22 protein-coding genes are annotated in these 24,483 nt (G+C 74.7%); 14 read left to right on the forward strand and 8 right to left on the reverse strand.

The window, feature by feature from the left end; translation table 11 throughout:
* Positions 1-222: 222 nt before the first annotated feature.
* From AB0302_RS08950 to AB0302_RS08985, 8 genes are all read left to right on the forward strand, one after another.
* On the forward strand, positions 223-546 hold the full coding sequence (locus AB0302_RS08950) for an SUMF1/EgtB/PvdO family nonheme iron enzyme (protein ID WP_366371483.1): 324 nt from the start codon (positions 223-225) through the stop codon (positions 544-546).
* Positions 547-575: 29 nt separating this feature from the next.
* Positions 576-872 carry an SUMF1/EgtB/PvdO family nonheme iron enzyme gene (locus tag AB0302_RS08955; RefSeq protein ID WP_366371589.1) on the forward strand — a complete coding sequence of 99 codons (297 nt, stop codon included), beginning with the start codon at positions 576-578 and terminating at the stop codon, positions 870-872.
* 240 nt (positions 873-1,112) lie between these two features.
* On the forward strand, positions 1,113-2,189 hold the full coding sequence (locus AB0302_RS08960; protein WP_366371485.1) for a GNAT family N-acetyltransferase: 1,077 nt from the start codon (positions 1,113-1,115) through the stop codon (positions 2,187-2,189).
* A 179-nt stretch (positions 2,190-2,368) separates the two neighbouring features.
* The gene (gene brnQ / locus AB0302_RS08965; RefSeq protein ID WP_366371487.1) at positions 2,369-3,787 is read left to right on the forward strand and encodes a branched-chain amino acid transport system II carrier protein; all 1,419 of its coding nucleotides are present in this window, start codon (positions 2,369-2,371) and stop codon (positions 3,785-3,787) included.
* Complete coding sequence (locus tag AB0302_RS08970) at positions 3,784-4,419, forward strand: hypothetical protein (protein ID WP_298710212.1); 636 nt, start codon at positions 3,784-3,786, stop codon at positions 4,417-4,419. Before brnQ ends, AB0302_RS08970 begins: the two co-directional genes overlap by 4 nt.
* A 9-nt stretch (positions 4,420-4,428) precedes the next feature.
* The gene (locus tag AB0302_RS08975; RefSeq protein ID WP_298710210.1) at positions 4,429-5,235 is read left to right on the forward strand and encodes a class I SAM-dependent methyltransferase; all 807 of its coding nucleotides are present in this window, start codon (positions 4,429-4,431) and stop codon (positions 5,233-5,235) included.
* A 103-nt stretch (positions 5,236-5,338) separates the two neighbouring features.
* On the forward strand, positions 5,339-5,734 hold the full coding sequence (locus AB0302_RS08980; RefSeq protein WP_366371490.1) for a hypothetical protein: 396 nt from the start codon (positions 5,339-5,341) through the stop codon (positions 5,732-5,734).
* 3 nt (positions 5,735-5,737) lie between these two features.
* Positions 5,738-6,643 carry a hypothetical protein gene (locus AB0302_RS08985; RefSeq protein WP_366371492.1) on the forward strand — a complete coding sequence of 302 codons (906 nt, stop codon included), beginning with the start codon at positions 5,738-5,740 and terminating at the stop codon, positions 6,641-6,643.
* Positions 6,644-6,655: 12 nt separating this feature from the next.
* Here AB0302_RS08985 and AB0302_RS08990 read toward each other — a convergent pair whose 3' ends face one another.
* The 3 genes from AB0302_RS08990 to AB0302_RS09000 are packed head-to-tail and all read right to left on the reverse strand — an operon-like array spanning position 6,656 to position 9,196.
* Positions 6,656-7,330 (reverse strand): cyclase family protein, encoded by a 675-nt coding sequence (locus tag AB0302_RS08990; protein ID WP_366371494.1) that lies wholly within the window; start codon positions 7,328-7,330, stop codon positions 6,656-6,658.
* Positions 7,331-7,334: 4 nt separating this feature from the next.
* Positions 7,335-8,771: a cytosine permease gene (locus tag AB0302_RS08995; protein WP_366371496.1), complete on the reverse strand. Its 1,437-nt coding sequence runs from the start codon at positions 8,769-8,771 to the stop codon at positions 7,335-7,337.
* Positions 8,768-9,196, reverse strand: coding sequence for a nuclear transport factor 2 family protein (locus AB0302_RS09000; protein ID WP_366371498.1), 429 nt, complete (start codon positions 9,194-9,196; stop codon positions 8,768-8,770). The genes AB0302_RS08995 and AB0302_RS09000 overlap by 4 nt, the downstream gene beginning before the upstream one ends.
* 95 nt (positions 9,197-9,291) lie before the next feature.
* Between AB0302_RS09000 and AB0302_RS09005 the strand changes: the two genes are divergently transcribed.
* The 3 genes from AB0302_RS09005 (at position 9,292) to AB0302_RS09015 (ending at position 11,921) form a co-directional block, all read left to right on the forward strand.
* Positions 9,292-10,182 carry a dihydrodipicolinate synthase family protein gene (locus AB0302_RS09005; RefSeq protein ID WP_366371500.1) on the forward strand — a complete coding sequence of 297 codons (891 nt, stop codon included), beginning with the start codon at positions 9,292-9,294 and terminating at the stop codon, positions 10,180-10,182.
* Between the two features lie 112 nt (positions 10,183-10,294).
* Positions 10,295-10,966: an SGNH/GDSL hydrolase family protein gene (locus AB0302_RS09010; RefSeq protein WP_366371502.1), complete on the forward strand. Its 672-nt coding sequence runs from the start codon at positions 10,295-10,297 to the stop codon at positions 10,964-10,966.
* 160 nt (positions 10,967-11,126) lie between these two features.
* A complete protein-coding gene (locus AB0302_RS09015) occupies positions 11,127-11,921 on the forward strand; it encodes a hypothetical protein (protein ID WP_366371504.1) in 795 nt (264 codons plus the stop codon).
* Positions 11,922-12,159: 238 nt separating this feature from the next.
* Here AB0302_RS09015 and AB0302_RS09020 read toward each other — a convergent pair whose 3' ends face one another.
* Positions 12,160-13,641, reverse strand: a complete 1,482-nt coding sequence (locus AB0302_RS09020) for a hypothetical protein (RefSeq protein WP_366371506.1) — start codon at positions 13,639-13,641, stop codon at positions 12,160-12,162.
* 219 nt (positions 13,642-13,860) lie between these two features.
* Here AB0302_RS09020 and AB0302_RS09025 point away from each other — a divergent pair, with 219 nt between their 5' ends.
* Both AB0302_RS09025 and AB0302_RS09030 read left to right on the forward strand, forming a co-directional pair.
* Complete coding sequence (locus AB0302_RS09025) at positions 13,861-15,228, forward strand: acyl-CoA dehydrogenase family protein (protein ID WP_366371508.1); 1,368 nt, start codon at positions 13,861-13,863, stop codon at positions 15,226-15,228.
* Position 15,229: 1 nt separating this feature from the next.
* Positions 15,230-16,525 carry an acyl-CoA dehydrogenase family protein gene (locus tag AB0302_RS09030; protein ID WP_366371510.1) on the forward strand — a complete coding sequence of 432 codons (1,296 nt, stop codon included), beginning with the start codon at positions 15,230-15,232 and terminating at the stop codon, positions 16,523-16,525.
* Here the strand turns inward: AB0302_RS09030 and AB0302_RS09035 are convergent.
* Both AB0302_RS09035 and AB0302_RS09040 read right to left on the reverse strand, forming a co-directional pair.
* The gene (locus tag AB0302_RS09035) at positions 16,482-17,831 is read right to left on the reverse strand and encodes an aminotransferase class I/II-fold pyridoxal phosphate-dependent enzyme (protein ID WP_366371512.1); all 1,350 of its coding nucleotides are present in this window, start codon (positions 17,829-17,831) and stop codon (positions 16,482-16,484) included. The genes AB0302_RS09030 and AB0302_RS09035 overlap by 44 nt on opposite strands.
* 156 nt (positions 17,832-17,987) lie before the next feature.
* Complete coding sequence (locus AB0302_RS09040) at positions 17,988-21,389, reverse strand: SNF2-related protein (protein WP_366371514.1); 3,402 nt, start codon at positions 21,387-21,389, stop codon at positions 17,988-17,990.
* A 105-nt stretch (positions 21,390-21,494) separates the two neighbouring features.
* On the opposite strand from AB0302_RS09040, the gene AB0302_RS09045 reads away from it, so the two are divergent.
* On the forward strand, positions 21,495-23,156 hold the full coding sequence (locus tag AB0302_RS09045; protein ID WP_366371516.1) for an SDR family oxidoreductase: 1,662 nt from the start codon (positions 21,495-21,497) through the stop codon (positions 23,154-23,156).
* Here the strand turns inward: AB0302_RS09045 and AB0302_RS09050 are convergent.
* Positions 23,089-23,898, reverse strand: a complete 810-nt coding sequence (locus AB0302_RS09050; RefSeq protein WP_366371518.1) for a glycosyltransferase family 2 protein — start codon at positions 23,896-23,898, stop codon at positions 23,089-23,091. The two genes, AB0302_RS09045 and AB0302_RS09050, sit on opposite strands and share 68 nt — an antisense overlap.
* Complete coding sequence (locus AB0302_RS09055) at positions 23,895-24,482, reverse strand: hypothetical protein (protein WP_366371520.1); 588 nt, start codon at positions 24,480-24,482, stop codon at positions 23,895-23,897. Before AB0302_RS09055 ends, AB0302_RS09050 begins: the two co-directional genes overlap by 4 nt.
* Position 24,483: the final 1 nt, after the last annotated feature.

Genomic DNA, 24,483 nt, shown 5'->3' on the forward strand with positions numbered 1-24,483 from the left:
GGCCGATTGACGCCCGTCGAGTACGAGTTGATCATGGACCACACGCCCGCAGACCCGACGTGAAGACGCCTGTCACCTACACGTGCACCAGTCCCTTCTATGTTCCATACGCGATAGAGATGCTCGTAGGTTGACTGGTGGGAGCTTCACTCATATGTGTGCTCCCGGCGGTTCGTTCGATGTGCCACGCTGCGCGATACCCGGCGCGGCACGACACGTGAGGTGGCGCTCGAGGCTTTCGAGCTCTCCGTCCACCCTCTCCACTCCCACGACACCGGGCCGCCCACGGCACCCCTCACCTGGTTCCAGGCGATCGAGACCTGCAACGACCTCTCCCACCGGGAGGGCCTGCAGCCGGCCTACTCCCTCGGAGAGGACGGACGCGTCGTCACCTGGGACACCTCAGCGGACGGCTACCGGCTGCCCACCGAGGCCGAGTGGGAGTACGCCTGCCGCGCCGGAACGACCTCACCCACCTACGGGCCACTCGAGGACATCGCCTGGACCAGCCTCGATGACCTCAGGGGCCGCAGCCCGTCGGCATGAAGGAGCCCAACGCCTGGGGCCTGCAGGACATGCTCGGCAACGTGTGGGAATGGTGTTGGGACTATGCCGACCCCGCCCGCGACGGGGACCACCGCACTGTGAGCGGCGGCGGCTGGGCCGACAAGCCCTGGAGCGTGCGGGCCTCCGTCCGCCGCGGCAGCGCCCCCGACGCCGTCCTCGAGGATGTGGGGCTGCGTGTGGCGCGCGGCCCAGTGGGGGCCGACGGGGCAGCGCAAGGGTGGTCCCATGCGGCAGACCGGGAACGGGCCTCCCTCCGAGGGCCACGTCCCATGGGGTGGACTCCCCTGCGGACCATCCACACCTGAGAGGGAGCCCGCCCCATCCTCGCTGACCAGCCGCCGACGCAGCAGGTGCAAGGCATGAACAGGCCGTCGTGGCACCGCCTTGCCCCCTCCACCCCACCTGTGACACGCTTCACAGCATGATGCAGCAGCAGTGACGCCGGGGGCGCACCACGCCCCCGCACCCAGGTCCCCTCAGCGCCCCCGCCCGAGCCCCGCTCGGCGCTCGGCGGCGCCCTCCTCCCTGTGGAAAGCAGTCACCCCATGCCTGACATCATCGAGTTCCCCCTGCCCACCTCCGCCGCCGACCCTCAGTGGCAGGACTACTGCCGCCTCGGCCGTGAGTACAACCACGAGCTGCTCGGCACCACCGAGTGGGACGAGTCCCCCGAGGACGCCCTCCTCCAGGCCGCCGCCGAGACCGACTACACCCAACGCCGCTACCTCGCGCATGTGGACGGCGAGGCCGTCGGCCGCGCGCGCATCCTGGTCAACCACGTGGACGACCCCGACGCCGCCGCCCTGCACGTCGACGTCCACCCCGACCACCGCGGCCGAGGCGTCGGCCGCGCGCTGGCCGACCGGCTCGTGCAGGACACGGCCGGGTTCACCCGCTTCGAGACGTGGCCCATGGCCGCCCCGCCCGCCCCCGGCGAGCAGGTTCTCATGCCCTCGAGCGGGGCCGGCGCGGTTCCCGCCGATCACCCCGGGGTGCGGCTCGCCCAGTCGTACGGCTTCGCGGTCGCCCAGATCGAACGGGTGAGCCGGTACGACGTCGCCGCCCCCGCCGTCGACCCGGCCGCCGCCCTCGCGGAGGCCGAGCGCTTCTCGGCCGACTACGAGGTGCACGCCTGGGAGGGCCCCGCCGACGCTTCCCTGCGGGCCGACCTCGCCGTCCTGAAGGCGCGCATGTCCACAGACGTGCCCACGGGGGACCTGACGGTCGTCGCGCAGACGTGGGATGCGGACCGGGTGCGCCGCAAGGAGGAGGAGATCCTCCTCACCGGGCGCCTCTTCCGGGCGGTGGCGCGACACCGCGGCACGGGCCGGATCGTGGGGCTGAACGAGCTGGTGGCGCCGCGCTCCCGGGCGAGCGGCGTCGTCGACCAGTGGGACACCATCGTGCTGCCCGAGCACCGCGGCCACCGGCTGGGGATGCGCGTGAAGGCCGCGAACGTGGTCGCGCTGCGCGAGGCCATGCCCGAGGCCCGCGCGATCATCACCTGGAACGCCGAGGAGAACCGGCCCATGCTCAACGTCAACGAGGCGCTCGGCTTCCGACCGATCCTGGTGGAGGCGGCGATGGAGGCGACGGGACCGCTGCGGCGGGCGGTCGACTGAGCAGACGGGCCCGGCTCCCGGGAGGGGCAGGGGGTGCGTCCGGCATCTGTCACGGTCCTCGCGCCGAGAGCCGTGACAGGTGCCGGTCGATCACCGGTGCGCCGAGACGTCGCGGCCCACCGACGCGCGGCGCGGCATAGGATCGGGGCCGCTCCCCGCTCCCCCCTCGAGAGGCACCCATGCCCGCGCGCCTGCGCCCCAGTCAGACCCTGCTGCTGGCCTCCCTCGTCTTCGGCCTGTTCTTCGGCGCGGGGAACCTGATCTTCCCCGCCGGCCTGGGCCGCGACGCCGGATCGTCCGTCACCGCGGCCACGCTCGGCTTCCTCGTCACGGCCGTCGGCCTGCCCGTCCTCGGCATCGTGGCCTCGGCCCTGACCGGATCCCGCTCCGTCCGGGACATGACGGCCCCGATCTCGGGGCGCTTCGCCGTCGTCTTCACGTGCCTGCTGTACCTGACCATCGGCCCGCTCTTCGCGATCCCGCGCACGGCGATGGTCTCCTACGAGATCGGCGTGACCCCCTTCACCGGGGACAGCACCGTGGGGCGCGTCCTCTTCTCCCTGCTGTTCTTCGCCCTCGCCGCGGTCGCCGCGTTCCGCCCCGGCCGCCTCATGGACTGGATCGGCCGATACCTGACCCCGGTGTTCCTGGTCCTGCTGGGCACGCTCGTCGTGGCCGCCGCCGTCTCCCCCATGACCGCGGACCCCCTGCCGGCGCCCGCCCCCGCGTACGCCGAGGCGCCGCTGGTGCAGGGCTTCCTGGACGGCTACAACACGATGGACGCCCTCGCGTCCCTGGCCTTCGCGGTGGTGATCGTCGACGCCGCCCGACGCCTCGGCGTCGAGAGCCCCCGCCGCATGGCGGTCGAGCTGGGCAAGGCCGGCGCGGTCGGCGGGCTCGGCATGGCGGCCGTCTATGCCGCGCTCGCGTACCTCGGCGCCACGAGCGTCGGGGCGGTCGCGCAGGCCGAGAACGGCGGGGACGTCCTCGCCGGCGCCTCGCAGCACTACTTCGGCCGCGCCGGCCTGTACCTGATCGCGGCCATCGTGTTCGTGGCGTGCCTGAAGACGTGCATCGGCCTGATCGTCGCGTGCGCGCAGATGTTCTCCGACCTGTTCCCCGGCGTCTACCGCGTGTGGGCGGGGGCCTTCCTGCTCGTCTCGTTCGCCGTGGCCAACCTCGGCCTCGACGCGATCGTGGCGTGGTCCGTCCCCGTGCTGATGCTGCTCTACCCGATCGCCGTCGTCGTGATCCTGCTCGGCCTGGCGTGGAGCCGGGTGCGCCACCACCTGGTGGTGGCCCGCTGCGTGGTGGCGTTCACGGCCGCGGCCGCGCTGTTCGACCTCCTCGGGGCGCTGCCCAAGCCCCTCGCCGCGACGCCGGCGGTCACCGCCCTCACCGGCCTCGCCGCGCGGGTGCTGCCGGGATACGAGGTGGGCTTCGGATGGGTCGTCCCGGCCCTGGTGGGGCTCGCCGTCGGCGTGGGGCTGGCGGTGTCCCGACGGCGGACGTCGTCGAGGGAGGCGGAGGGCATGGGCCGAGGGGAGCGGCTGTGCCACCATGACCTGGATCACGCACAGACCCAGGGGGAGTCATGACACAGGTGGACATCGGGACGCAGGCCGTCGAAGACCGCGGCGATCGGCGGGACGAGCAGCGTGTCCGCGGGATCGGGCATCTGCGACATCCGGTGGTGTCCGGAGGGCTGATCGGGGTGGTCGGCGGGGCGGCGTTCCTGTTCGCCGGGATCGCCGGACTGCCCCCGACGTGGCAGGGGACCCTTCGCGGGCTGGCGTTCTCCCTCCTCGGCGTCGCCCTCGTGGCGGTCCTGGTCCGCCGCCGGGTCCTGGCCGCCCTGCCGCCCCCGGCACCCGGGGCGATGCGGGTGTACGGGGCGGCCGTCGTCGTGATGCTGCTGCTGTTCCCCGTGACCGCCCTGCTGGCCCGGGCCGTGGACGCGCCGACGGCGCAGATCGCCCTGGTGGCGGCCGTGGTGGGCGGGCACTTCCTGCCGTTCGCGCGGGCGTTCGGCGCACCGGTGTTCCGGTGGATCGGCGGGTCCATGCTGGCCCTGGGCCTGATCGGGGCGCTGCTGGCGAGCCTCGGCACACCCGCCGCGGGGCCGGCCGGGGCCGCGGCCGCGGGCGCGGCCATGCTGCTGATCGTGGCGGGGCAGGCGCTGCGGCAGGGGGCGCCCCGCCGCACCGAACGGCGTCCGCATGGCCACTAGCCTCCACCCATGAGATCCCCCTCCCGCGCCGAGGCCAACCGGCACACCTACGACGACGCCCGCCTCGCCGCCGTCTACGACGTCAACAATCCCGCCGTGGAGGACCACGTCTTCTTCCGCCGCGTGGCGGACGAGGTCGCGGCCGACGTCGCGGCTCGCCTCGGTGGGACCGACCGCCCGGACGGCCCCACCGTCCGCATCGTCGACCTCGGCTGCGGGACCGGCATCCTCACGGTGACGCTCGCGGGGGCGGGGCGGGACGTCGTCGGGATCGACCCGGCCGCGGCCATGCTCGAGGCAGCCCGCACCCGCCCAGGCGGGGACGGCGTGACGTGGAGACACGGCACCGCGGAGCTGATCGAGCCGGACTCCGCGCACCTGGCGGTGATGAGCGGCAACGTGGCCATGCACCTGATCGGCGAGGACTGGCGCGAGGCGCTGCGACGGATCGACGCGGGGCTCGTCCCCGGCGGCCGGCTGGTATTCGAGACGCGCAACCCCGCCCGGCGTGCGTGGGAGGGCTGGCACCAGGACCCCACGGCGCGCACGACGCCGGCCGGTCGCCTCATCGAGTCGGAGCGCACCTCCGCCCCGAGCGAGGACGGGGTGGTCACCATGCACCTGCGCACCGAGTTCCCCGACTCCGGCGACGTGCTGGAGCTGGAGCAGCACCTGCAGTTCCGCTCCGCGGAGCAGGTCCGGGCGGACCTGGCCGCGGCAGGGCTGAGCGTGGAGCGGATCTCCGGCGACTGGCACCGCACCCCGTTCGACCCGGCTGAGCACCGGGTGCTCGTGGTGGAGGCGCTGCGGGGCTGAGGGGCGCCCGCGGGCCGGCTCCCCCGAAGGTCGCAGGACGGCCCGCGCAGACCCCTGCTTTCGGCGGTCCCCGGCGTGCCTGTGCGGCGCTTAGCCTCGGGGCATGACGGAGACCATCCCTGCACCGGCCACGGCGGAGCCGGAATCCGCCTCCTCATCCACGAAGGGCTCACCGGACCGCACCGTGGCGCAGGCCTGGCCCTATGCCCTCGCGGCGGCCGCCTACCTGGCGGCCCCGTTCGCCCTCGGCGCCCTACTGCCGGCCGAGATCGCCACGACGGCCCTGCTCGGCCTGCTGACCGTCGGCGCGCTGACGCTCGGGGCGATCGACGGCGTCGTGTTCCGCGGCACGTGGGCGTTCCCCGTGCTCACGACGATCCTCGCCCTGCTGGGCCTGGGGATGTACACCCACGACGGCACCTGGATCTACGCGCTCGGCGTGCTGGCCCTGTGCCGCCTCGGCGGCGCGCTCGGCGGCCGACTCCGGCGGAGGCGCTGAGCCGTGGAGATCTGGACCCTCGACCACCCGCAGCACGGCCGACTCGAGCTGCGGCAGGGCTTCGACGCCGAGTTCCTCGCCGACGACCCGGGCTGGCCGCAGCCGGAGGAGGACGACGCCGTCGACGGGACCGGCGAGTCGGCCCCTGTGCGCGCCGGCGAGCGGGCTCCTCTGGACGCTCCGCTCCGGGACCGCGTGCGGGCCCGGGTGACGAACCCGCCGCTGCGGCTGCAGGTGCGCATCGACGGCGAGGTCACCGGCCGCTACCCGCGCACCGGCGTGGGAGAGGTCCGACTGAAGAACCCGAAGACGGAGGAGGACGGCTTCTCCACGCTGGAGTCGAACCCGGCGTCGAACCTGCGGCGCCTGAGGGTCCAGGCGAACGCCCTGGGCGACATCCTCTCCGTGCAGTTCCGCGAGGGCTCGTCCGTGGTGGAGTTCGACCCGCCGCCCGGTTCGCGGGGCGCCCGCCGGCAGGCCGCCATGGAGTCCAGCAGCGTGAAGCGGATCCTCTATCCGCTGATGGGCGGACTCGGGAAGGCCGGCGGGGCCATCCTCTTCCTGGTGCTCTTCCCTCTCCTGGCGCGGCTGCTGCCGGGCTGGCAGGTGGACCTGCCGGAGTTCCGCCTCCCCCGGATCCACCTGCCCGTGCCGACCATGCCGCAGATCCACCTGCCGGCGCCCCGACTCCCCGAGTGGGAGATCGACATCCCCCCGCTGCCCGGCTGGCTGCGGACGGTGCTGGAGTACGACGAGATCTGGAAGCCCGTGCTCATCGGCCTGGTGCTCGGCGTGATCGCAGTGCGGAACCATCAGCGCTCGGAACGGCAGAAGGCCGCCTGGGCGGCGGAACGGGCGGCCGCCGGCGAGGCCCGCGTCGGTCAGCCCTCGCGCACCAGTCGCTCATAGTCAGGGACGGGCTCAGTCCGTGGACGCCTCCGCGGGGATCGTGGCGATCGCCCGCACCGGTGCCCCGTCCGCGCCGGCGAGCGGGAGGGGCAGCGCGGTGAGGTCGAGGCTCGTGACGGAGACCGGCAGGTCGGCGAGCCCACGGAGGTTCTCGACGATGAGCCGGTCGGACCCGAGCAGCGCCTCGTGCACCGGCAGGGGTGCGGACCCGTCGGGGGCGGTCTCGTCCGGGTTGAGGGTGTCCACGCCCAGCACGTCGACGCCTCGATCCCGCAGGTGCTCCCCCACGGCGGCGTCGAGGAACGGATGGTCGAGGTAGGCGGCGCCGCCCCAGAACCGGTCCCAGCCGGTGACCAGGAGGACGATCCGGGCGTCGTCGGGCAGCGCGGCCAGCTGGCCCTCCAGCAGCTCCATGCCGATCCGTTGCCGGGGGGTCGCGTCCGGCACGCGCAGCAGGTGCGCCCGGCCGATCAGGCGGGCCACGTCGACGCCGTCCATCGTCCGCCCGCCGGGAACGGTGTGGCTGGGCGCGTCCACGTGCGTGCCCGAATGGGACCCCATCGTCACCGAGGTGACGGCGAACCCGTCGGCGTCGATCTGTGCGGCCGGGGCGAGCCGGATCTCCGGGTCCCCCGGGAACACCGTCCCGCCCGAGGTCAGTCGATGGCTGAGATCGACCAGCCTCACCCCGTCAGGCGCGCCCATGGCCGGCCCCGCCCTCGACGACCGCCTGCTCGTCCGCCGCGGCCGGGGAGCGGACGGCGTCCGCGAGGTGCTGGGACCGCGCGTCCGGGGCCTCCCGGATGCCGGCGACCCGCGTCCACGCCCAGTACAGGAGCGCGGCCACGGCGAACGTGGGCAGGGCCGCGCCCACCGGGGTCGGGATCACGAAGTAGAACAGCAGGTAGGCCACCGCACCCAGGACCCACACGGCCAGAGCGCCCGGGTTCCACCCGCCGCGGAACCAGTAGGCGCCCCCGGAGTGCCGCAGGATGTCGGCCCGGTACACGCCGCGACGCGCCACGTAGTAGTCCACGATCATGATCGCGAACACGGGGATGAACAGGGCCCCGATCAGGGACAGGAAGGCCGTGAACCGCTCCAGCAGACCCAGCCAGGTCGCCCCGATCACGCCCACCACGCCCAGGCCCAGGGCGGTCGGCATGAACGGCAGCGGCCGGGTGCGCGGCAGCGCGTGGCGCACGGACTCCGTCATCCCGTACATGACCATCGTGTTGGTGGCCATCACCGAGAGGAACATGGCGATCGCCACCGGAGCGCCGAACGAGCCGATGAGCAGGGTCGGGTCGAAGGGCAGCACCTCGCCGCCCTCGAGGAGGACGAACGACGCCGCCGTGAGGCCGAGGGCCATCGAGACGACGGTGGACACCGTGTAGCCCACGCCGGCGCCGACCGCGCCGCCGGCCTGGGTGCGGGCGGACCGCGTCAGGTCGGCGGAGAGCACGGTCCACGAGGTGGCCGTCGCGAAGACGATGTCGAGCACGGTGATGCCGTCGTACCCCGCCGCATCGGCGGGGATGGCCAGGTACTCCGCGGGCGTGTGGGAGCCGAAGGCGGTCACGAAGATCCACGCCATGATCCCGAGGATGACCACGGCGAACAGCGGCTCCACCTTGGCGATGCCGTCATGCCCGAAGATCGCGAGGCCCACCACCAGCGCCTGGCAGAGCGCAGAGAAGAGCGCCGGGTTCGAGAACCCGGTCCACTGCTCCACGAGCGCGTTCAGGGAGATGCCGGCCAGCATGGCCTGCACCCACGACCACCCCATCAGGAGGACCACATTGGCCACGGCGGGGACGATCGAGCCGCGCAGGCCGAAGGACCCCCGGGTCAGCGCCATGGTGGGCAGCCCCGTGCGCACGCCCATGACCGCGACCAGGGTGAGGACGATCGCGCCCAGGACCGTGCCGAGGACGATCCACCCCAGGGCCTCGGCGAACAGCACCCCCGGCACGAAGAGCGTGCCGGTCAACAGGGTGGTGACCACCAGGTTGGCCGCCAGCCAGATCAGTCCGATGCGGAGACCGCCCAGGGTGCCCCTCACGGGAGGGTCGGCCATCGCGTCGGCAGAGGCAACGGCGCCGGTCGCGCCCGCCGCGGTGCTCATCGGGCGCCCTCCCCGTCGGTCGCATCGGCCTCGACGGGCACCGGGGAGAGGTGCTCGTGCACGGCGGTCAGGCGCCCGTCCCGGCGCTCGAAGACGATCGTCTCGCGCTCACGGTACGTCTCGCGGCGGCCGTCCTGCTCGGCGGTGGTCTCCAGCTCGTGCAGGAAGACGCCGCCGTCCCGGCCGATCGGCTGGACGTGGGTGCGGAGGGAGCGGCAGTCGACGACGCGCCACCCCGACTCGCGCAGCTCCCGCCACGCCGAGCGCCATGCATCCCGACCGAAGAGCATCTCCCGGTCCGTGTGGAAGGCGAAGCTGCACTCCGGGGCGAACCCGGAGAAGTAGCGTTCCTCGTCGTTGGACCGGAACGCGTCGACGATCGCCGCCGCGGCGTCGTCGATCTCCTGCTCGAGCTGATCTGACATGGGGCCCTCCTGGGGCACACGGGGATGAAGGCAACAGTCCACCCGCGGGCGCCCGCGCACGTCAACGGCCCGGCCCGCCCCACTAGCCTTCCCCCATGCCCACCGCCGCGCTCGACGCCTTCCCCCTGACTCCCCTGCGGGACGACCGCCTCGACGAGCCCGCCCTCGTCCGGATCGTCCAGCGCCTGGCCGCCGCCGGCGTCGACGCCATCACCGTCCTCGGCTCCACCGGCTCCGGCGCCTACCTGGACCGCGCGGAGCGGGCACGCGTGGTGCGCCTCGCGGTCGACGCCGCCGGGGACGTGCCCGTGCACGCCGGGGTGAGCGCACTGCGCACCGCCCACGCCCTCGCCTTCGCGGAGGACGCCGCCGCGGCCGGGGCGCGGGGGCTGCTGCTCGCGCCGCAGTCCTACCAGCCCCTCACCGACGACGACGTCGCGCACCTCTACGCGGACGTCACCGCCGCCACGGACCTGCCGGTGGTCGTCTACGACAACCCGACCACCACGCGCTTCACGTTCAGCACCGCCCTGTACGAGCGCGTGGCGGCGCTGCCCGGCGTCGCCTCCCTGAAGATCCCGGGCGTGCCCGCGGACCCGGCCGAGGCGCGGGAGCGGGTCGCCGAGATCCGCGCCGCACTGCCCTCGCACGTGGGCGTGGGCGTCTCGGGGGACGCGTTCGGCGCCGCAGGGCTGATCGCCGGCTGCGACACGTGGTTCTCCGTGATCGCCGGGACGCTGCCGGAGCCCGCCGTGCGGATCGCGCGCGCGGTGCGGGAGGGCCGGCCCGCCGACGCCCTCGCCGAGTCGGAGCGGCTGGCACCGCTGTGGGACCTGTTCGCCCGGCACGGGAGCCTGCGCGTGACCGCCGCGGCCGCCGAGCACCTCCGGCTCACCGCGCCCGGGTGCCTGCCCCGCCCCCTGCTCGGGCTGGGGGCCGCGGATCGGGCGGAGGTGGCCGACGTCGTCGCGCGCGTGATGGGCTGAGGGCGGGGCCGGGCACAGCTCAGCGGTGCGGCACCGGATCCCCCGACGCCGGGGCAGAGGATCCCCGGGGCGCCGTCGTGTCCGCCCCGCGCCCGCCGGTAGCCTGGCGCCCATGCCCTCCCCCTCCGGCTGGCAGGCCGTGCACGACGCCGACTACCGCGCCCACTGGCACGCCCTCGCCGCCCGCGCGGACCCCGACGCGCTCACGTGGGTGGTGCTGGGCGACTCGGCCGCCGTCGGGATCGGGGCCGAGAGCGTGGAGCGCACGTACGTGGCCCAGGTGGCCGAGCGGGTGGCCGCCGAGACCGGCCGGCCCGTGCGGGTGGTGAACCTCGCCGTCAGCGGGGCCATGGCGAAGGACGTGCTCGCCGACCAGCTGCCCCTCATGCCGGCGAGCGGGGTGGACGCGGTGACGTGCGTCGTCGGCGGCAACGACGTCACGTGGACGTGGCGGTTCCGCGAGGCCGCCTTCGAGGAGCCCCTCGAGGCGATCGCCCGCGCCCTGCCCGCCGGCGCCACGCTGGGCCTGGTCCCGACGTTCCGCATCCCGCCGTTCGAGGCCCGCGTGCGCCGGGCGAACACGGTGGTGCGGCGGGTGGCCGCCCGGCACGGCCTCGGCGTGGCGGACGTGCACGCGGCCACGTGGCGGCGGAATCTGAGGCACCAGGTCAGCCGCCTGGCCCGGGACCTGTTCCACCCCAACGGCGCCGGCTACGAGGACTGGGCCGCGGCGGTCGCCCCCGAGGTGCTGCGGCAGGTGCGGGGTCAGGCACCGGCCGCCTGAGGACTCCTCCCCGCCGCGCGCGAAGCGCACATCCGGCGTCCCTCACACCGGGGGCTAGACGGGGACCCATGCGATGCATAGTCTTCCCTCACGCACTGCTCGACGACCGGTCGGGCCGGCGTCCGGGAGCACGGGCTCCCCCGACCGACGGAGGTCCGCCTTGACCCCCTCACCCCCTTCCCTCCGCTCCGCCCGCCATGCCCTCCCGGCCACAACGGCGGCCCTGACCCTGGCCCTCACGCTCGCCGGCTGCTCCGGCGGCGGGGGCCCAGCGACGGCGTCCGGCACCACGCCCTCCCCTGCGGCGTCCTCCGACACGACGCCGTCCCCGTCGAGCACGTCCGAGACCACCACGCCGTCCGCGGGCGGGCCAGCCTCCGGCACCACGGCGCCGAGCACTCCGGCGCCGGCCTCCGGGAGCGCCACGCAGGGTTCGGGCGGCGGCTCCACCGCCGGTGCCGGGTTCGTGCCCGAGGGCGCCGATCCCGCCAGGAACGGGGCTCTGCCGTTGAGCGAGGGCTTCCTCGCCGCCCTCCCGGAGGCCGCCGTCACGCACCGGGCGGGCAGTCCGACGGAGGACCCCCTGGCCCGGGCCCTGGAGGGCGTCGAGCTGCCCGGCACGCCCACGACGGACGTCAACGTGATCGCCTCCGAGCTGCAGGGCCCCCAGACCCCCGGGGAGGGGGGCGCGGCGATGGGCGGCGAACGCCCCGAGGGCACCCTGCGCCTGATGCTGCTGTGCGACGACCCGGACGCCGGCCCGTCCTCGGTGGGCATCCTCGGGGCGGACGGCTTCGCCGCCTACCAACCCCTGGGGTGGTCGGACCGCTGCGGCGGATACGTCGTCATGGTGCCGGAGTCGGACGCGGAGGACCTGGTGGTGAGCGCCGAGGTCCCCGAGGGCACCCGGTACCGCCTGAGCGTGATCACGGACCACGATCCGGTGGCCGACTGACCCCACCATCCCCGGGCCATCCTCTCCGGCAGGCCCTCCTGGATCCGGCAGGCCCTCCCGGAGCGGGGCCTGCGGGCAGGCGGGCGGGGCCGCGTCCCCACGACGCGACCCCGCCCTCCTCCATCCACGGGCCGGCGGCAGGTGCCGGCCCTGGCCGTCAGCGTCCCCACGACGCCCCCGGCCGCCGACCGGGCCCCCCTCCCCACGAAGGGCGCCCGGCCGGAGTCTCGTCACACGATCAATGGTCGTGCCCCTCGTGGCCCTCCGAGGGCTCGGCGCCGTGGTCGTGGCCCTCGTGGCCGTCGTCGTCGTGGTCCTCGTCACCGTGCGCGCCCTCCTCGGGCTTCACGGACTCGGGCTCGCCGGTGACCACGGCCATCTCGACGGGCGCGAAGTCCAGCTCCTTCTCGAGGACCTTCTCACCGGTCTCCAGGTCCACGGCCACGAGCCTCCGGTTCTCCGCGTCCGTCACGTAGGCGGTGTTCCCGGCGACCTTCAGGATCGGACCGGGCTCCTGCCACTCGTCCTTCTCCTTCCAGGGCTGGATCACGGGGTGCTCGGCGGTGATCTCGCCGGTCTCCTCGTCGATCACGTTGAGCTCGCCGTCGTAGGTGAGCACCACGCCGGAGCCGTCCTCGGCGCGGGCCAGGGAGCGGAACCAGTAGGAGGAGCCGAGCTCCACGGTGGTCAGCTCGTCCGTGCGGGAGTCGATCAGCGCCACCTTGGTCGGGCGTTCCACGGCCTCCTCCGGCTCCTCCTCGACCTTGTAGTCGCCCAGGACGATGGGCGAGTCGTGCAGGCCGAACAGGTTACCGGAGCGCTGCCACGCCGGCTCCACGTCCACCTTGTGGAACGTGCCGTCGCGGTAGACGATCGGCCCGTTCTCGCAGCCCATCACCACGACGTCGCCGGACGCGTTCGGCTGGGCGGCGGCCTCGCCGTGGGATCCGGGGCAGTCGTCGGTCTCGGCCGTGGCCTCGCCGGTCTTCGGGTCGATCACCTGGAGCGTGTTCCGGGAGTCCTCGGTGCCCTGCGTGGTGAAGAGGGCGCCGTCGGAGAGCTCGAGCGCCACGCCGTGGTGCGGGTCCTCGGTCTCGGCCTCCGTCATGACGGGCATGAGGTCCGGGGTCGCCTTGTCCAGGTGGGTCGAGTCGAAGGTGCGGATCGCTCCCGTGCCGTCCGCGAAGAGGGTGGTCCTGCCGTTGTGGGTGACGACGTGGCCGGGGTGCTCACCCGGGAACGTCACGCCGGTCATGCCGGGCGCGGACTCGTAGTTGTGAAAGTGATCGCCGTGGGCCTTGGCCTGGATGCCGGTGGAGAACACCTCCCAGCCGTTCCCGGTGGTCACCAGGACGTCCTTGCCGTTGCCGGCGTTGCTCAGCCGCGTGAAGCCCGGGACGTCCTGCTCCTTCACCACCTCACCGGACTCGGCGTCGAGCAGCGTGAGCCCGTCCTCGTGCGAGAGCAGGATGCGCGGAGTCACCGCGGAGACCTCGGTGGTCTGGGTCGGGTCGACGCGGTCCTCCTCGGAGACGGAGGAGGCCGCCGTCGCCTCACCCGCCGGTGACTCGGAGCCACCCGAGGCGGAGGCGGGTGCCGACGTCGGGCCGGACGGGGTGGCGTCCCCGCCGCACGCCGTGAGGGCGACGGCCGCGGCGGCGAAGGTGGCGGAGAAGGCGGCGGTGCGCGTGGAACGGCGCTGCGGGGCGGAGTGGGACACGGGGGGCCTTTCACGAGGGCGGAAAGATGCGACTGATTCACAATAAAGACTGTTGCGGATGGTTCGCAATACTGCGGTGGACCCCGCCCCGTCATCCCGGCGGCGCCGACGGCGCGCCCCCGTCGCGGGAACCGGCGCGTGACGCCACCCGTCGGCGGGCTGGGACGGGCCCGGGGCGGATGCCTACGGTCGGCCCACCTGCCCACGGAAGGACCGCTCATGACCACTCCCGTCCTCGACCGTCCCGCACCGACCTCCGCCGCCGACGCCCCCGACACCGCAGAACTCCGAGCCCGCTTCGCCCCCGTCTTCGCCCGGATCGCCGCGAACGAGGCCAGGCGGCGGGACACGGCCGTCCCGCCCCGTGCGGCCGTGCGCCTGCTCGCCGAGACCGGCTTCACCGCCCTCCGGCTGCCGCGGGAGCGCGGCGGCTCCGGCGCGACCCTCACGCAGCTCCTCGACCTGCTCGTGGACCTCGCCGCAGCCGACGCGAACCTCCCCCAGGCCCTCCACGGGCATTTCATGTTCACGGAGCAGGTCGCCCGTGACGTCCACCCGCGTCTGACCGACTGGTGGCTGGACGAGGTGGCCGCCGGGAAGGTCTTCGCCAACGCGCTCGTGGACCCGCCGGCCGCGACCGGCCTGCCGGGCGTCACGGCCCGCCGGGACCCGCGCGACCCGGAGGCGTTCCTGCTGACCGGCACGAAGCAGTACTCCACCGGCACCCTGCTGGCGGACTGGACCCTGGTCGCCGCCCACGACGACGCCGGGGCTCTGCAGCCCCTCGTCGTCGGGGTGGCCGGGCCGGGCGTCGAGGCCCGCGACGACTGGGACGGCATCGGCCAGCGGGGCACGGCCTCCGGCACCACCGTCTACACCGACGCACCCGCCCCCGCTTGGCGCCGCGTCGACCTGGAGCGCCCCGCCGCCGCCCCCGGCTACCCGTTCCTGTGGCTCATCCTCGCGGCCACCCAGGCGGGCATCGCCCAGCGCGCGCTCGACGACTTCGCCGAGATCCTCCGCCGCCGTTCCCGCTCCTACCAGCACGCCGCGAGCGCCAGCCCCGCCCACGACCCGGTCCTGCAGCACCAGCTCGGGGCCGCCGCCGCGCAGGTCCGCGCGCTGCGCTCCGTGGTCCTCGGCGCGGTCCCTGCCCTCGAGGCGGCGTACACCGCCGCGGCCGGTGCGGCTCCCGCGCTCGGCGCGGCCGAGTCCGAGTCCCAGGACGACGGCGCCGCGGAGGCCTTCGAGGCCGCCCACACGGAGGCCTGGGTCGCCGCAGCCTCGGCGTCCTCCGTGGCGGCCGACCTGACGCTGCGGCTGACCTCCGACCTGTTCGAGACGGCCGGGGCGTCGGCCGTCGTCGCTGGCCCGGGACTCGACCGCCACTGGCGCAACGCCCGCGTGCTGGCCAGTCACACGCCCCTGCCGCACCGCCGCCGCCAGATCGGGGAGTGCCTGCTGCACGGCACCCCCGCCCCGCACAGCGCGGACGCGGTCGAGACCGCATCGTCCACCGGCGCCGATCCGTCCCGCGACAGCGCCTCCCCGTCCCCCTCGACCCCCGCCGCCCCGAAGGAGCAGTGAGATGACGACGACCACCGACCGCACCGACACGATCTCCCGTCCCGCCGACGTCGGGACCACCCACTCGGGGGTGCCGACCACCGCGCACCCGGCCGACCGCCCCCAGTTCCTCGCCGCCCGCGCACGGCTGGCCCCCGTGTTCGCCTGGCTCGCCGAGACCGCCGCCGAGCGGGACCGTGAACGCGTGACCGATCGCGAGGCCACGGACCGCCTCGCCGCCGCCGGCTTCCCGGGGCTGCGCGTGCCCGAGGACGCGGGCGGGGCCGGGCTGACGTTCCCGGAGGCCGCGCGCCTGTACGTGGAGCTCGCCGAGGCCGACTCGAACGTGCTGCAGGCCCTGCGGGTGCACGTGGTGAACGTGGAGACGGTGCTCGGCTCGCCGGCCGGGCCGCGCCGCGAACGGTGGCTGCACCGCTTCGCCGCGGGTGAGACGGTCGCGAACGCGACCACGGAGATCGGCAACCGCACCGGCCACTACGAGACCCGCCTGACGACGCGTCCGGACGGCTCGGCGGTGGTCAACGGCCGCAAGGCCTATTCCACCGGGACGCTGTACGCGGACTGGACGATCGTCGTCGTCGAGGACGAGGACGGTGCCGAGCGCGCGGCGACCGTGCGCTCGGACGCCCCCGGGGTGACCCTGCACGACGACTGGGACGGATTCGGTCAGCGGCTGTCCGCCTCGGGGACCACGGAGTTCACGGACGTGGTGGTGGATCCGGAGGAGCTCACGCCGGTGGGCCAGTCCCTGGACGACGGCTCGTCGATCTTCGCCTCGCAGGCGATCTTCCAGTTCGTCCACCTGGTGGGCCTGACGGGCATCGCCCGCGCCGTCGTGCGCGACGCGGCGGCCTATGTGGCCGGACGCACGCGCGGCTTCTCACACGGGGCAGCCCCGCGGCCCGGCGACGATCCGCAGGTGCTGCAGGTGGTGGGCGAGCTGGAGGCCGCCGCGTTCGGGGCGCAGGCGGCGCTCGACGCCGTCGTCGGGCCCCTGGACCGGGCGCTGCGGGCCGAGGCGTCGGGCGCACCCCTGGCCGAGGCCGAGGTGGACGCGGTGTACGCCGCCGTCTACGCCGCCCAGCAGGTGATCGCCCGGGCCGCCCTCGACGCGGCGACCCGCCTGTTCGAGGTGGGCGGGGCCTCCGCGACGCTGCGCACGCGCGGACTGGACCGGCATTGGCGCAATGCGCGGGTGCTCGCCAGCCACAACCCGCTGATCTACCGCGCCCGACTGCTCGGCGACCGGGCCGTCAACGGCACGTCGCTCGAGCGCCACTACCGGCTGGGCGGCTGAGGCGTCGGGCGGCTGAGGCTCCGGCCGGTGCGGCGCGCGGCGGAGCCCCTCCGGCCAGGCCGCGCGCCGCATGCCAGGCGGCGATCCGCTCGAGCGCCTCGTGGACGGCGTCCGGGCCGGCGGCGAAGGAGAGGCGGACGGACTCGGGTCCGTGGACGGCGTCGAAGTCGTCCCCCGGGGTCAGTGCGACGCCGGCCTCCTCCAGCAGGGCGGCGCAGTAGCCGACGGCGCTGCCGAACTCCGCCAGCATGCCCGGGGCGAGGCGGGCCCACAGGTAGAAGGCGCCGTCGGCGGGGGCGGCGTCGGCCCAGCCGAGCCGGGGCAGGGCGGCCAGCACGACGCCGCGCGTCGCCGTGAAGCCGCCGGCCTGCTCGGCGCAGAACGCGTAGGACTCCTCGCTGAACGCGTGGACGGCCGCCTCCTGGGCCGCGGCGGGCGGGCAGAGGGCGACCGAGCCGGCGAGGCCGTCGACCGCGGCGGCGAGGTCGTCCGGCATGAGCATCCAGCCCAGCCGCCAGCCGGGCATGCCCCAGTACTTGGAGAACGAGCTGACCACGAGCGCGGTGCGGGAGGTGCGCCATGCGCAGGCGCCGGGCCCCTGCCCGTCCGCGTGCACGATGCCGTGGTAGATCTCGTCCGAGACGAGCCGCACACCGCGTTCCTCGCACCAGCGGGCGAGCTCGGCGAGCTCGTCGGCGCTGACCATCGTGCCCGTGGGATTGGCCGGGGAGGCGAGCACGAGCCCCGCGACCGGGCCCTCCGCGAGCGCCGCCTCCAGGTGGGCGACCGTGGGCTGGTAGCGGGTGCCGGCGTCGACGTCCACGTCCACCACCTCCACCCCGAGCGCCGTGAGGATGTTGCGGTACGCGGGGTAGCCGGGGCGCGGCAGGAGCACGCGGTCCCCCGGGGAGAACGCCGCGAGGAAGCCGAGCATGAACGCCCCCGAGGAGCCCGTGGTGATCGCGACCTGCTCGGGGCGCACGTCGAGCCCGTACCAGCGGCGGTAGTGGCCGGCGACGGCGGCCCGCAGCTCCGGCAGGCCCAGCGCCGGGGTGTAGGTGAGAGCACGGCCGGAGGCGTGGACGGCGGCGGCCGCGGCGTCGACGGCGGGCGGGGCGCCCCCGCCCGGCTCCCCCGCGCACAGGCTGACGACGTCGTGGCCGGCGGCGCGCAGTGCGGCGACCCGGCCGAGGATGCTCATCACCGTGAACGGCGGCACCTGCGACCGGTCGGACGGCGCGAAGGCGGGGGCGGGGGCGGCGGTGCTGGCGGGGGCGGCGGTGCTGGAACGGGACGGGCGACGCATGGCCCGAGGCTACCCCCCGCTTTCGTTCGGGAAACGGCGTCCCGGGGACGACTTTCGTTGACGAAACGCCCGGGCGGGCCGCCGTTTCATCAACGAAAACGTCTCGACCCGCCGCCGTTTCCCGAACGAAAACGTCCGGCCCGCCCCGCGCGGCCCTCACTCCTCCGCGCCGAGCAGCTCCCGGATGTCGTCGGCCGTCAACGAGTCCGTGAACGCGCCGGCGCCGGAGTCGTCGGACTCGTCCACGAGCGCCCCGAACAGCTCGGCCTTGCGTCGCTGCAGCTCGAGGACCTTCTCCTCGATCGTCCCCTCGGAGACCATGCGGTAGACCATCACGGTGCGCTCCTGGCCGATGCGGTGTGCGCGGTCCACCGCCTGTGCCTCGGCGGCGGGGTTCCACCACGGGTCCATGAGGAACACGTAGTCGGCCTCGGTCAGGGTCAGGCCGAAGCCGCCGGCCTTGAGGGAGATGAGGAACACCGGCGCCTCGCCCTCCCGGAAGCCGCGGATCACCTCGGCGCGGCCGCGCGTGCCGCCGTCGAGGTAGGCGTGCTCCACCTCCATGGCGTCCAGCTCCTCGGCGATCACCTTGAGGAAGCTCGTGAACTGGCTGAACACGATCACGCGGTGGCCCTCGGCGAGGATCTCCGTGAGGTCGTCCAGGAACCGCTCCAGCTTCGAGGAGGGGATGGAGGCGTACTCCCCCTCCACGATCTGCGGCGCGAGCGCGAGCATGCGCAGCAGCGTGAGCGACTTGAAGATGGTGAAGCGGTTGCCGTCCACGTCGCCCAGCAGCCCCAGCACCTTGCGGCGCTCGCGCTGCAGCACGCGGTCGTACACCTTGCGATGGCTCGGCTCGAGCTCCACGCGCAGCACCTGCTCCTGCTTGGGCGGCAGGTCCTTGGCCACGAGCTCCTTGGAGCGGCGCAGCATGAACGGGCGCACGCGGCGGCGCAGGGCCGCCATCCGCTCCGGGTGCTCCCCGGACTCGATGGGCGTCACGTACGCCTCGCGGAACCGGCGGTGGCTCGGGAACAGCCCCGGCACGACGACGGCGAGCAGCGCCCAGAGGTCGCTGAGCGAGTTCTCCATGGGCGTGCCCGTGATGGCCAGCCGGAACGGGGCGGGCAGGTCCCGGGCCACGGTGTGCACCTTGGAGGCGCGGTTCTTGAGGAACTGCGCCTCGTCGTAGACCACGCCGCCCCACGTCACCCTCCCGTACTGGGCGGCGTCGATCCGCAGCAGGGTGTAGCTCGTCACCACGACGTCGGCGCCGGCCACCGCCGTCTCCACGTCCGCTCCCCGCTTGCGCGTGGTGGTGTCCAGCACGCGCACGTCCAGGCCGGGGGTGAACTTGGCCGCCTCCGCGGCCCACACGGACACCACCGAGCTCGGCGCCACCACCAGGAACGGCGCGCGGCCGGGGTGCGCGGCGCGGGCGTGCGCCATGAGCGCGAGAGTCTGCACGGTCTTGCCGAGGCCCATGTCGTCGGCCAGGATCCCCCCGAGGTCCTGCTCGTACAGGAAGTGCAGCCAGCGCAGCCCCTCCTGCTGGTACGGGCGCAGGTCCGCCTGCAGCCCCGCGGGCTCAGGCGCCTCGGGCAGGCGCTCCATGGCGGCGAGGCGGCCGACGGCGGCGGTCCACGCGGGATCCTCCGTCGTCTCGTCGGCGAGCTCCTTGAGCTCCTCCCAGAACCCCACCTGATGCCGGGACACGGACGGGTTCTCCGGGGTCCACTCCTGCAGCGTGGCGGCCTCGGAGAGCAGCGCGCGCAGCCGCTCGAACGCCGGATGGTCGAGGGAGAGGTAGGAGCCGTCGAAGAGGATCAGCGAGCTCTGCCCCTGCACGAGGGCGGTGAACAGCTGCGCGAACGGCAGCACGTGCCCGTCCACGGAGACCTGCACGCCCAGGTCGAACCAGTCGTTGCGGGCGGCGGTGGTGCTCGCCTCGATCCGCGGCGCCGACGTCAGCTCGCGGTACTCGGGGCGCTCGCCGCGCACGTCCACGCGCACGTGGTCCAGCTGCTGCAGCTGCGGCAGCACGGTCTCGGAGAAGCGCGCCGCGGCCACGCCCTCGAGCACCTGCTCCTCGGCCCGGCCCGCCCGGGGCCAGGCCTCGGCGGCGGCGCGCAGGACCGCGTCCTCATGGCGGACGTCCCGCAGGGTGTCCCCCGCCGGGTTCATCCCGAGCTCGCGGGGCGGGTCGAAGTACAGCCAGGACCAGCGCAGCACGAGGCGGTGGTCCTTCTGGAAGTCGGCGCGCAGGCGCAGCACGGGGGGCTCGAACTCGGGCAGCTCCACGGACGCGTCGGGGCTGGCCACCTCGAGGGCGGCACGCAGCCGCGGGTACACGCGGGTGAGGAACTCGTCCCGGTCGGCGGCGGGCACGCGCACGGGCTCGCCCGCGAGCACGAGCTGCTGCACCGCGTCCGGCACCGGGGCCTCGACGGGGATCAGGTGCAGCGTGTAGGCGCCGTCGTCGTGGGTGACGCGGTAGAAGCCCACCCCGCCCACGGTGTGCACCCCGGCCATGCCGCCCGCGAGCCCGCCCAGCGCGGGCGTCACCTCCAGCCCGCCGTCCGGGCCGCGCGTGACGTCCAGCCCGACGGCGGCGGGCGCCTCCAGCACCACCTCGTCCAGCAGGCCCTGGGGCACCAGCTCGACGCCGGCCTCCTGCGCCTCGGCGAGCAGCTGCCAGATGCGCGGGGAGTCGAAGGCGTGCAGGCCGAACCACGCGTCCGTGGGGTAGGAGTCCTCGGCCTGCAGCTGGCGCCAGATCAGGCGCAGCGCGCGCTCCTGGGCGGGGGCGAACTCGGCGCGGCCGAACTGGAAGTTCCGCCAGGTCAGTCCGCCCTTGATCCACGTGCCCTTCGCGCCGCGCCTGAGGGGGCGGACGATCACGTACAGCGGGCGGCCCTCCCGCAGGTGCTCCTCGCCCGCGGGCGCGGGGCCCCATTGGGCGTAGACGTTGCGGGAGGACTCGGCCACGAGCTCCACGCCGATCCCCAGCGGCGGGGCCGCCCCGAGCCGGCGCGGGGCGTCGAGCCCGGCCAGGGGCTCCATGACGCGGCGCCAGTCGAGGCCCGTGCCGCGGGCGGCCGAGCGCTCCCGGGCCGCGGCAGCCACGGCGTCGGGGTCCGAGGAGGGCGGCACGGGCAGGGCGTCGGCCGTGGTGACCATGTCCGCGAGCTTGCGGCGCGCGTCGTCGAGGGCCCGGCCGGCGTCGAGGCGGACCACCTGGTAGAGGACGGCGGCCACGTGCTTGCAGTCCGTCCCCACCGGGCACGTGCACTGCCCGCCGACGGGCTCCGCCTGGGCCGGGGCGTCCTCGCCGGGGGCGAACGCCTCCTGCACGTGCACCCGCACGCGGTAGGGGCTGGGCGCCGAGCCCTGGACGGACGCGGTGAGGAGCCCCTGGCCGGCGTCGTAGCGCAGGCGGCCGACGGCGCCGCGCGCCGCGATCTCGAACCCGCGGTCGGCCATCGTGGAGCCGACGACGGCCCGGATGGCCTCGGTGCGCAGGTGCGGCAGGACGTCTCCGGAGTCTGCGATGGCCATAGCGAACAGTTTCCCACGGCGGACTCCCCCGTCGCGAACGCCTGTGGGCCACACCGCGCCCGTGGGCTCTCGTCTCGGGTCCGGGGGGCTCTCTAGGGTGATCCCATGACCTCCTCCGCCGACCGCCCCGACTCCCTCCTCGGCCTCGCCCTCCCCGAGGGGGCCGGCCGCCGCGTGCTCGTCACCGGTGCCACCGGCTACGTGGGCGGCCGCCTCATCCCCGAGCTCGTCGCCGCGGGCTTCACGGTGCGCGCCGCCGCCCGCCGTCCGGATGACCTCCAGGGGCGTCCGTGGTCGGACGCGGTGGAGGTCGTCCAGGCGGACCTCTCGGAGCCCGAGCAGGTCCGTGCCGCCATGGAGGACGTGCACACCGCGCTCTATCTCGTGCACTCGATGGGCGGCAAGGGCGACTTCGTGGCCCGCGAGCAGAGGATCGCCGACGTCGTCGCCACCGCGGCGGACGAGGCCGGCGTCGCCCAGCTCGTCTACCTCTCCGGCCTGCACCCGGATGAGAAGCCGGTGGAGGAGCTCTCGGACCACATGCGCTCGCGCAAGCTCGTGGCCCGCCGCCTGGATGAGGCAGCGACCCCCGCGCTCGTGTTCGAGGCCGGCGTGATCATCGGCTCCGGCTCCACGTCCTACGAGATGATCCGCCACCTCTCGGACCGCCTCCCCGTGATGCCCGGCCCCACGTGGCTGACGAACATGGTGGAGCCCATCGCCATCCGCGACGTCCTCTACTACCTCGCCCAGGCGTGCGCCCTGCCCGAGCCCGTGCAGGCCCGCGCCCAGATCGGAGACGGCACCCCCCAGGCGTTCGCCTCGCTGCTGACCGAGTACGCCGAAGTGGCGGGCCTGTCCAAGCGCACCGTGATCCCCCTGCCCATCCCCGCCGCGCACCTCTCCGGCGTGTGGATCGGCCTGGTCACCCCGATCCCCGTGGGCGTGGCGATGCCGCTGGCGGCCTCCCTGCAGGAGGACGCCGTCACCTCGGACCACCGGGTGGCGGAGATCATCCCGGACCCGCCGGGCGGCCTGACGGACTACCGGGAGGCGGTGCGCCGCGCGCTGGCCCGGGAGAAGTCCGGCCCGCTGGACGTCATCTGGGACGCGGACGAGTTCTCGGTGGCCGACCCGGCCGCGCCGCTGCCCTCCGACCCCGAGTGGACCGGCCACACGGTCTACACGGACGACCGCGAGCGCGAGTCCGACCTGGCCGCCGAGGACGTCTGGCCCGTCATCGAGTCCGTGGGCGGGGCCAACGGCTGGTATTCCACGCCCTACCTGTGGCGGATCCGCGGCGTCATGGACAAGGCCCTGGGCGGCCCCGGCCTGGCCCGCGGACGCCGCGACGCAGACCACCTGCGTCGCGGGGACGTCGTGGACTGGTGGCGCGTGGAGGACATCGAGCCCGGCCGCCGCCTCACCCTGCGCGCGGAGATGCGCGCGGGCGGGCGGGCCTGGCTGCAGCTGTCCACGCAACCCCGCGAGGGCGGCGGCTGCGTGTACCGGCAGCGGGCCGTCTTCATGCCAGACGGCCTGCTGGGCCGCGCCTACTGGACGGCCATCCTCCCGTTCCACGCCGTGGTCTTCCCGGAGATGGCGGCCAACATCCTGGCCGAGGCGCAGCGGCGCAAGACCGGGGGCGAGCGGACCCGCACGCGCAGCTTCGTGCGCGTGCTCGCCGACCGGCTGCCGATCAGGAAGAACCCGCTGGACCGCTCCACCCGCGAGGAGAACGAGGAGAGCGAGGGCGATCGGGGCTGAGCCGCCGCACCCACCGCAGACCGGGCGGGAGGATCGCCCAGTTGACGCGCAGGGTGGCGGCGGCCATGCGGCCCTGCCGCACCCGCTCGCCGAGGGAGTGGAAGATCCGCCCCGCCGCGCCCACGCGCAGCTGCGGGTCGAACCGCACCGTGCGGCCGGCGAGGGCGAGGTGGAAGGAGAGGTCGAGGTCGTCGTGCACGTCCGGGCGGCGCCGGTGGACGCGGCCGCTCACCTCCCGCCACGCCTCCGCCCGCAGCGCGAGGTTCGACCCCCACACGGGGGTGCCCGCGAGCGCCGCGCCCGCCGCCCACCGGTACGCGGCCGCGTAGGCTCGCGAGCGCACGAGCCCGCGCCGTCCCGGCTGGTCGTAGAACACGCCCGGCCCGGTCAGGGCGTCCAGCCCGGGCTCGGCGGCGAAGCACGCCACGATCCGCTCGATCCAGTCCGCGGGGGCACGGGTGTCTGCGTCGCAGCGCAGCAGCAGGCTCCCGATGGCGGCGTCCAGCCCGGCGGCTGACGCAGCCGGGATCCCGCGCTCGGGCTCGGCCACCACGCGCGCTCCGAAGGACCGGGCGACGGCCGCGGAGTCGTCGCGGCTTCCGTTGTCCACCACCACGACCTCGTCCGCCGGCCGTGTCTGCCGGGCGAGGTGGGCGAGGCACACGCGCAGGTGGGCCGCATCGTCGAGGACGGGGATGACCACGCTGACGGTGTGGCCGTCCGCGGCGGAGGAGGCGCTCACGGGCCGTCCGCCGAGCGCACGGGAGCTGCCGCCGGTGCCGGCGCCGCCGCCCGCACCACGAGGGCCGAGCCGGCCAGTGCGCCGACCAGGTCCGCGGTGAGGTCCCCCAAGGTGTCGTCGTAGCCCACGCCGATCTCCTCGCTGACCGCGTGGTGGCCCCACCACTCGGCGATCTCCCACAGCACGCCGAGCGCCACGGTCAGGGCGGTGAGCACGAGCAGGGCGAGCCCGAGGCCGACGTGCCGCGCGAGCTCCCCCGCGTCCACGCCGCGGCGCCGCAGCCACGAGCGCAGCGTGACCGCCACGAGGGCGGCGATCACGGCGGAGGCGGCCGCATGGGTGAGCACGTCCAGCCATCCCACGCGGTGGTACAGCCCGATCACGCTGAACCACCCCGCGGCCAGCAGCACGGCCTGGCCGGCCCAGTCCAGCAGGCTCCCGCCGGCGAGCCAGCGCAGCTGCCACTGCGCGCCGAACACCAGGAACATCACGGCCGCGGACGGCCAGCCGGCCTCGGCGCCCGCGAGCGGAATCAGGGCGAGGCCGAGGGCGCGCAGCAGGTCGGCCGGCAGCAGGGGGAGCACG

Source organism: Micrococcus sp. NPDC078436, from assembly GCF_040702705.1.
Taxonomy (GTDB): domain Bacteria; phylum Actinomycetota; class Actinomycetes; order Actinomycetales; family Micrococcaceae; genus Micrococcus.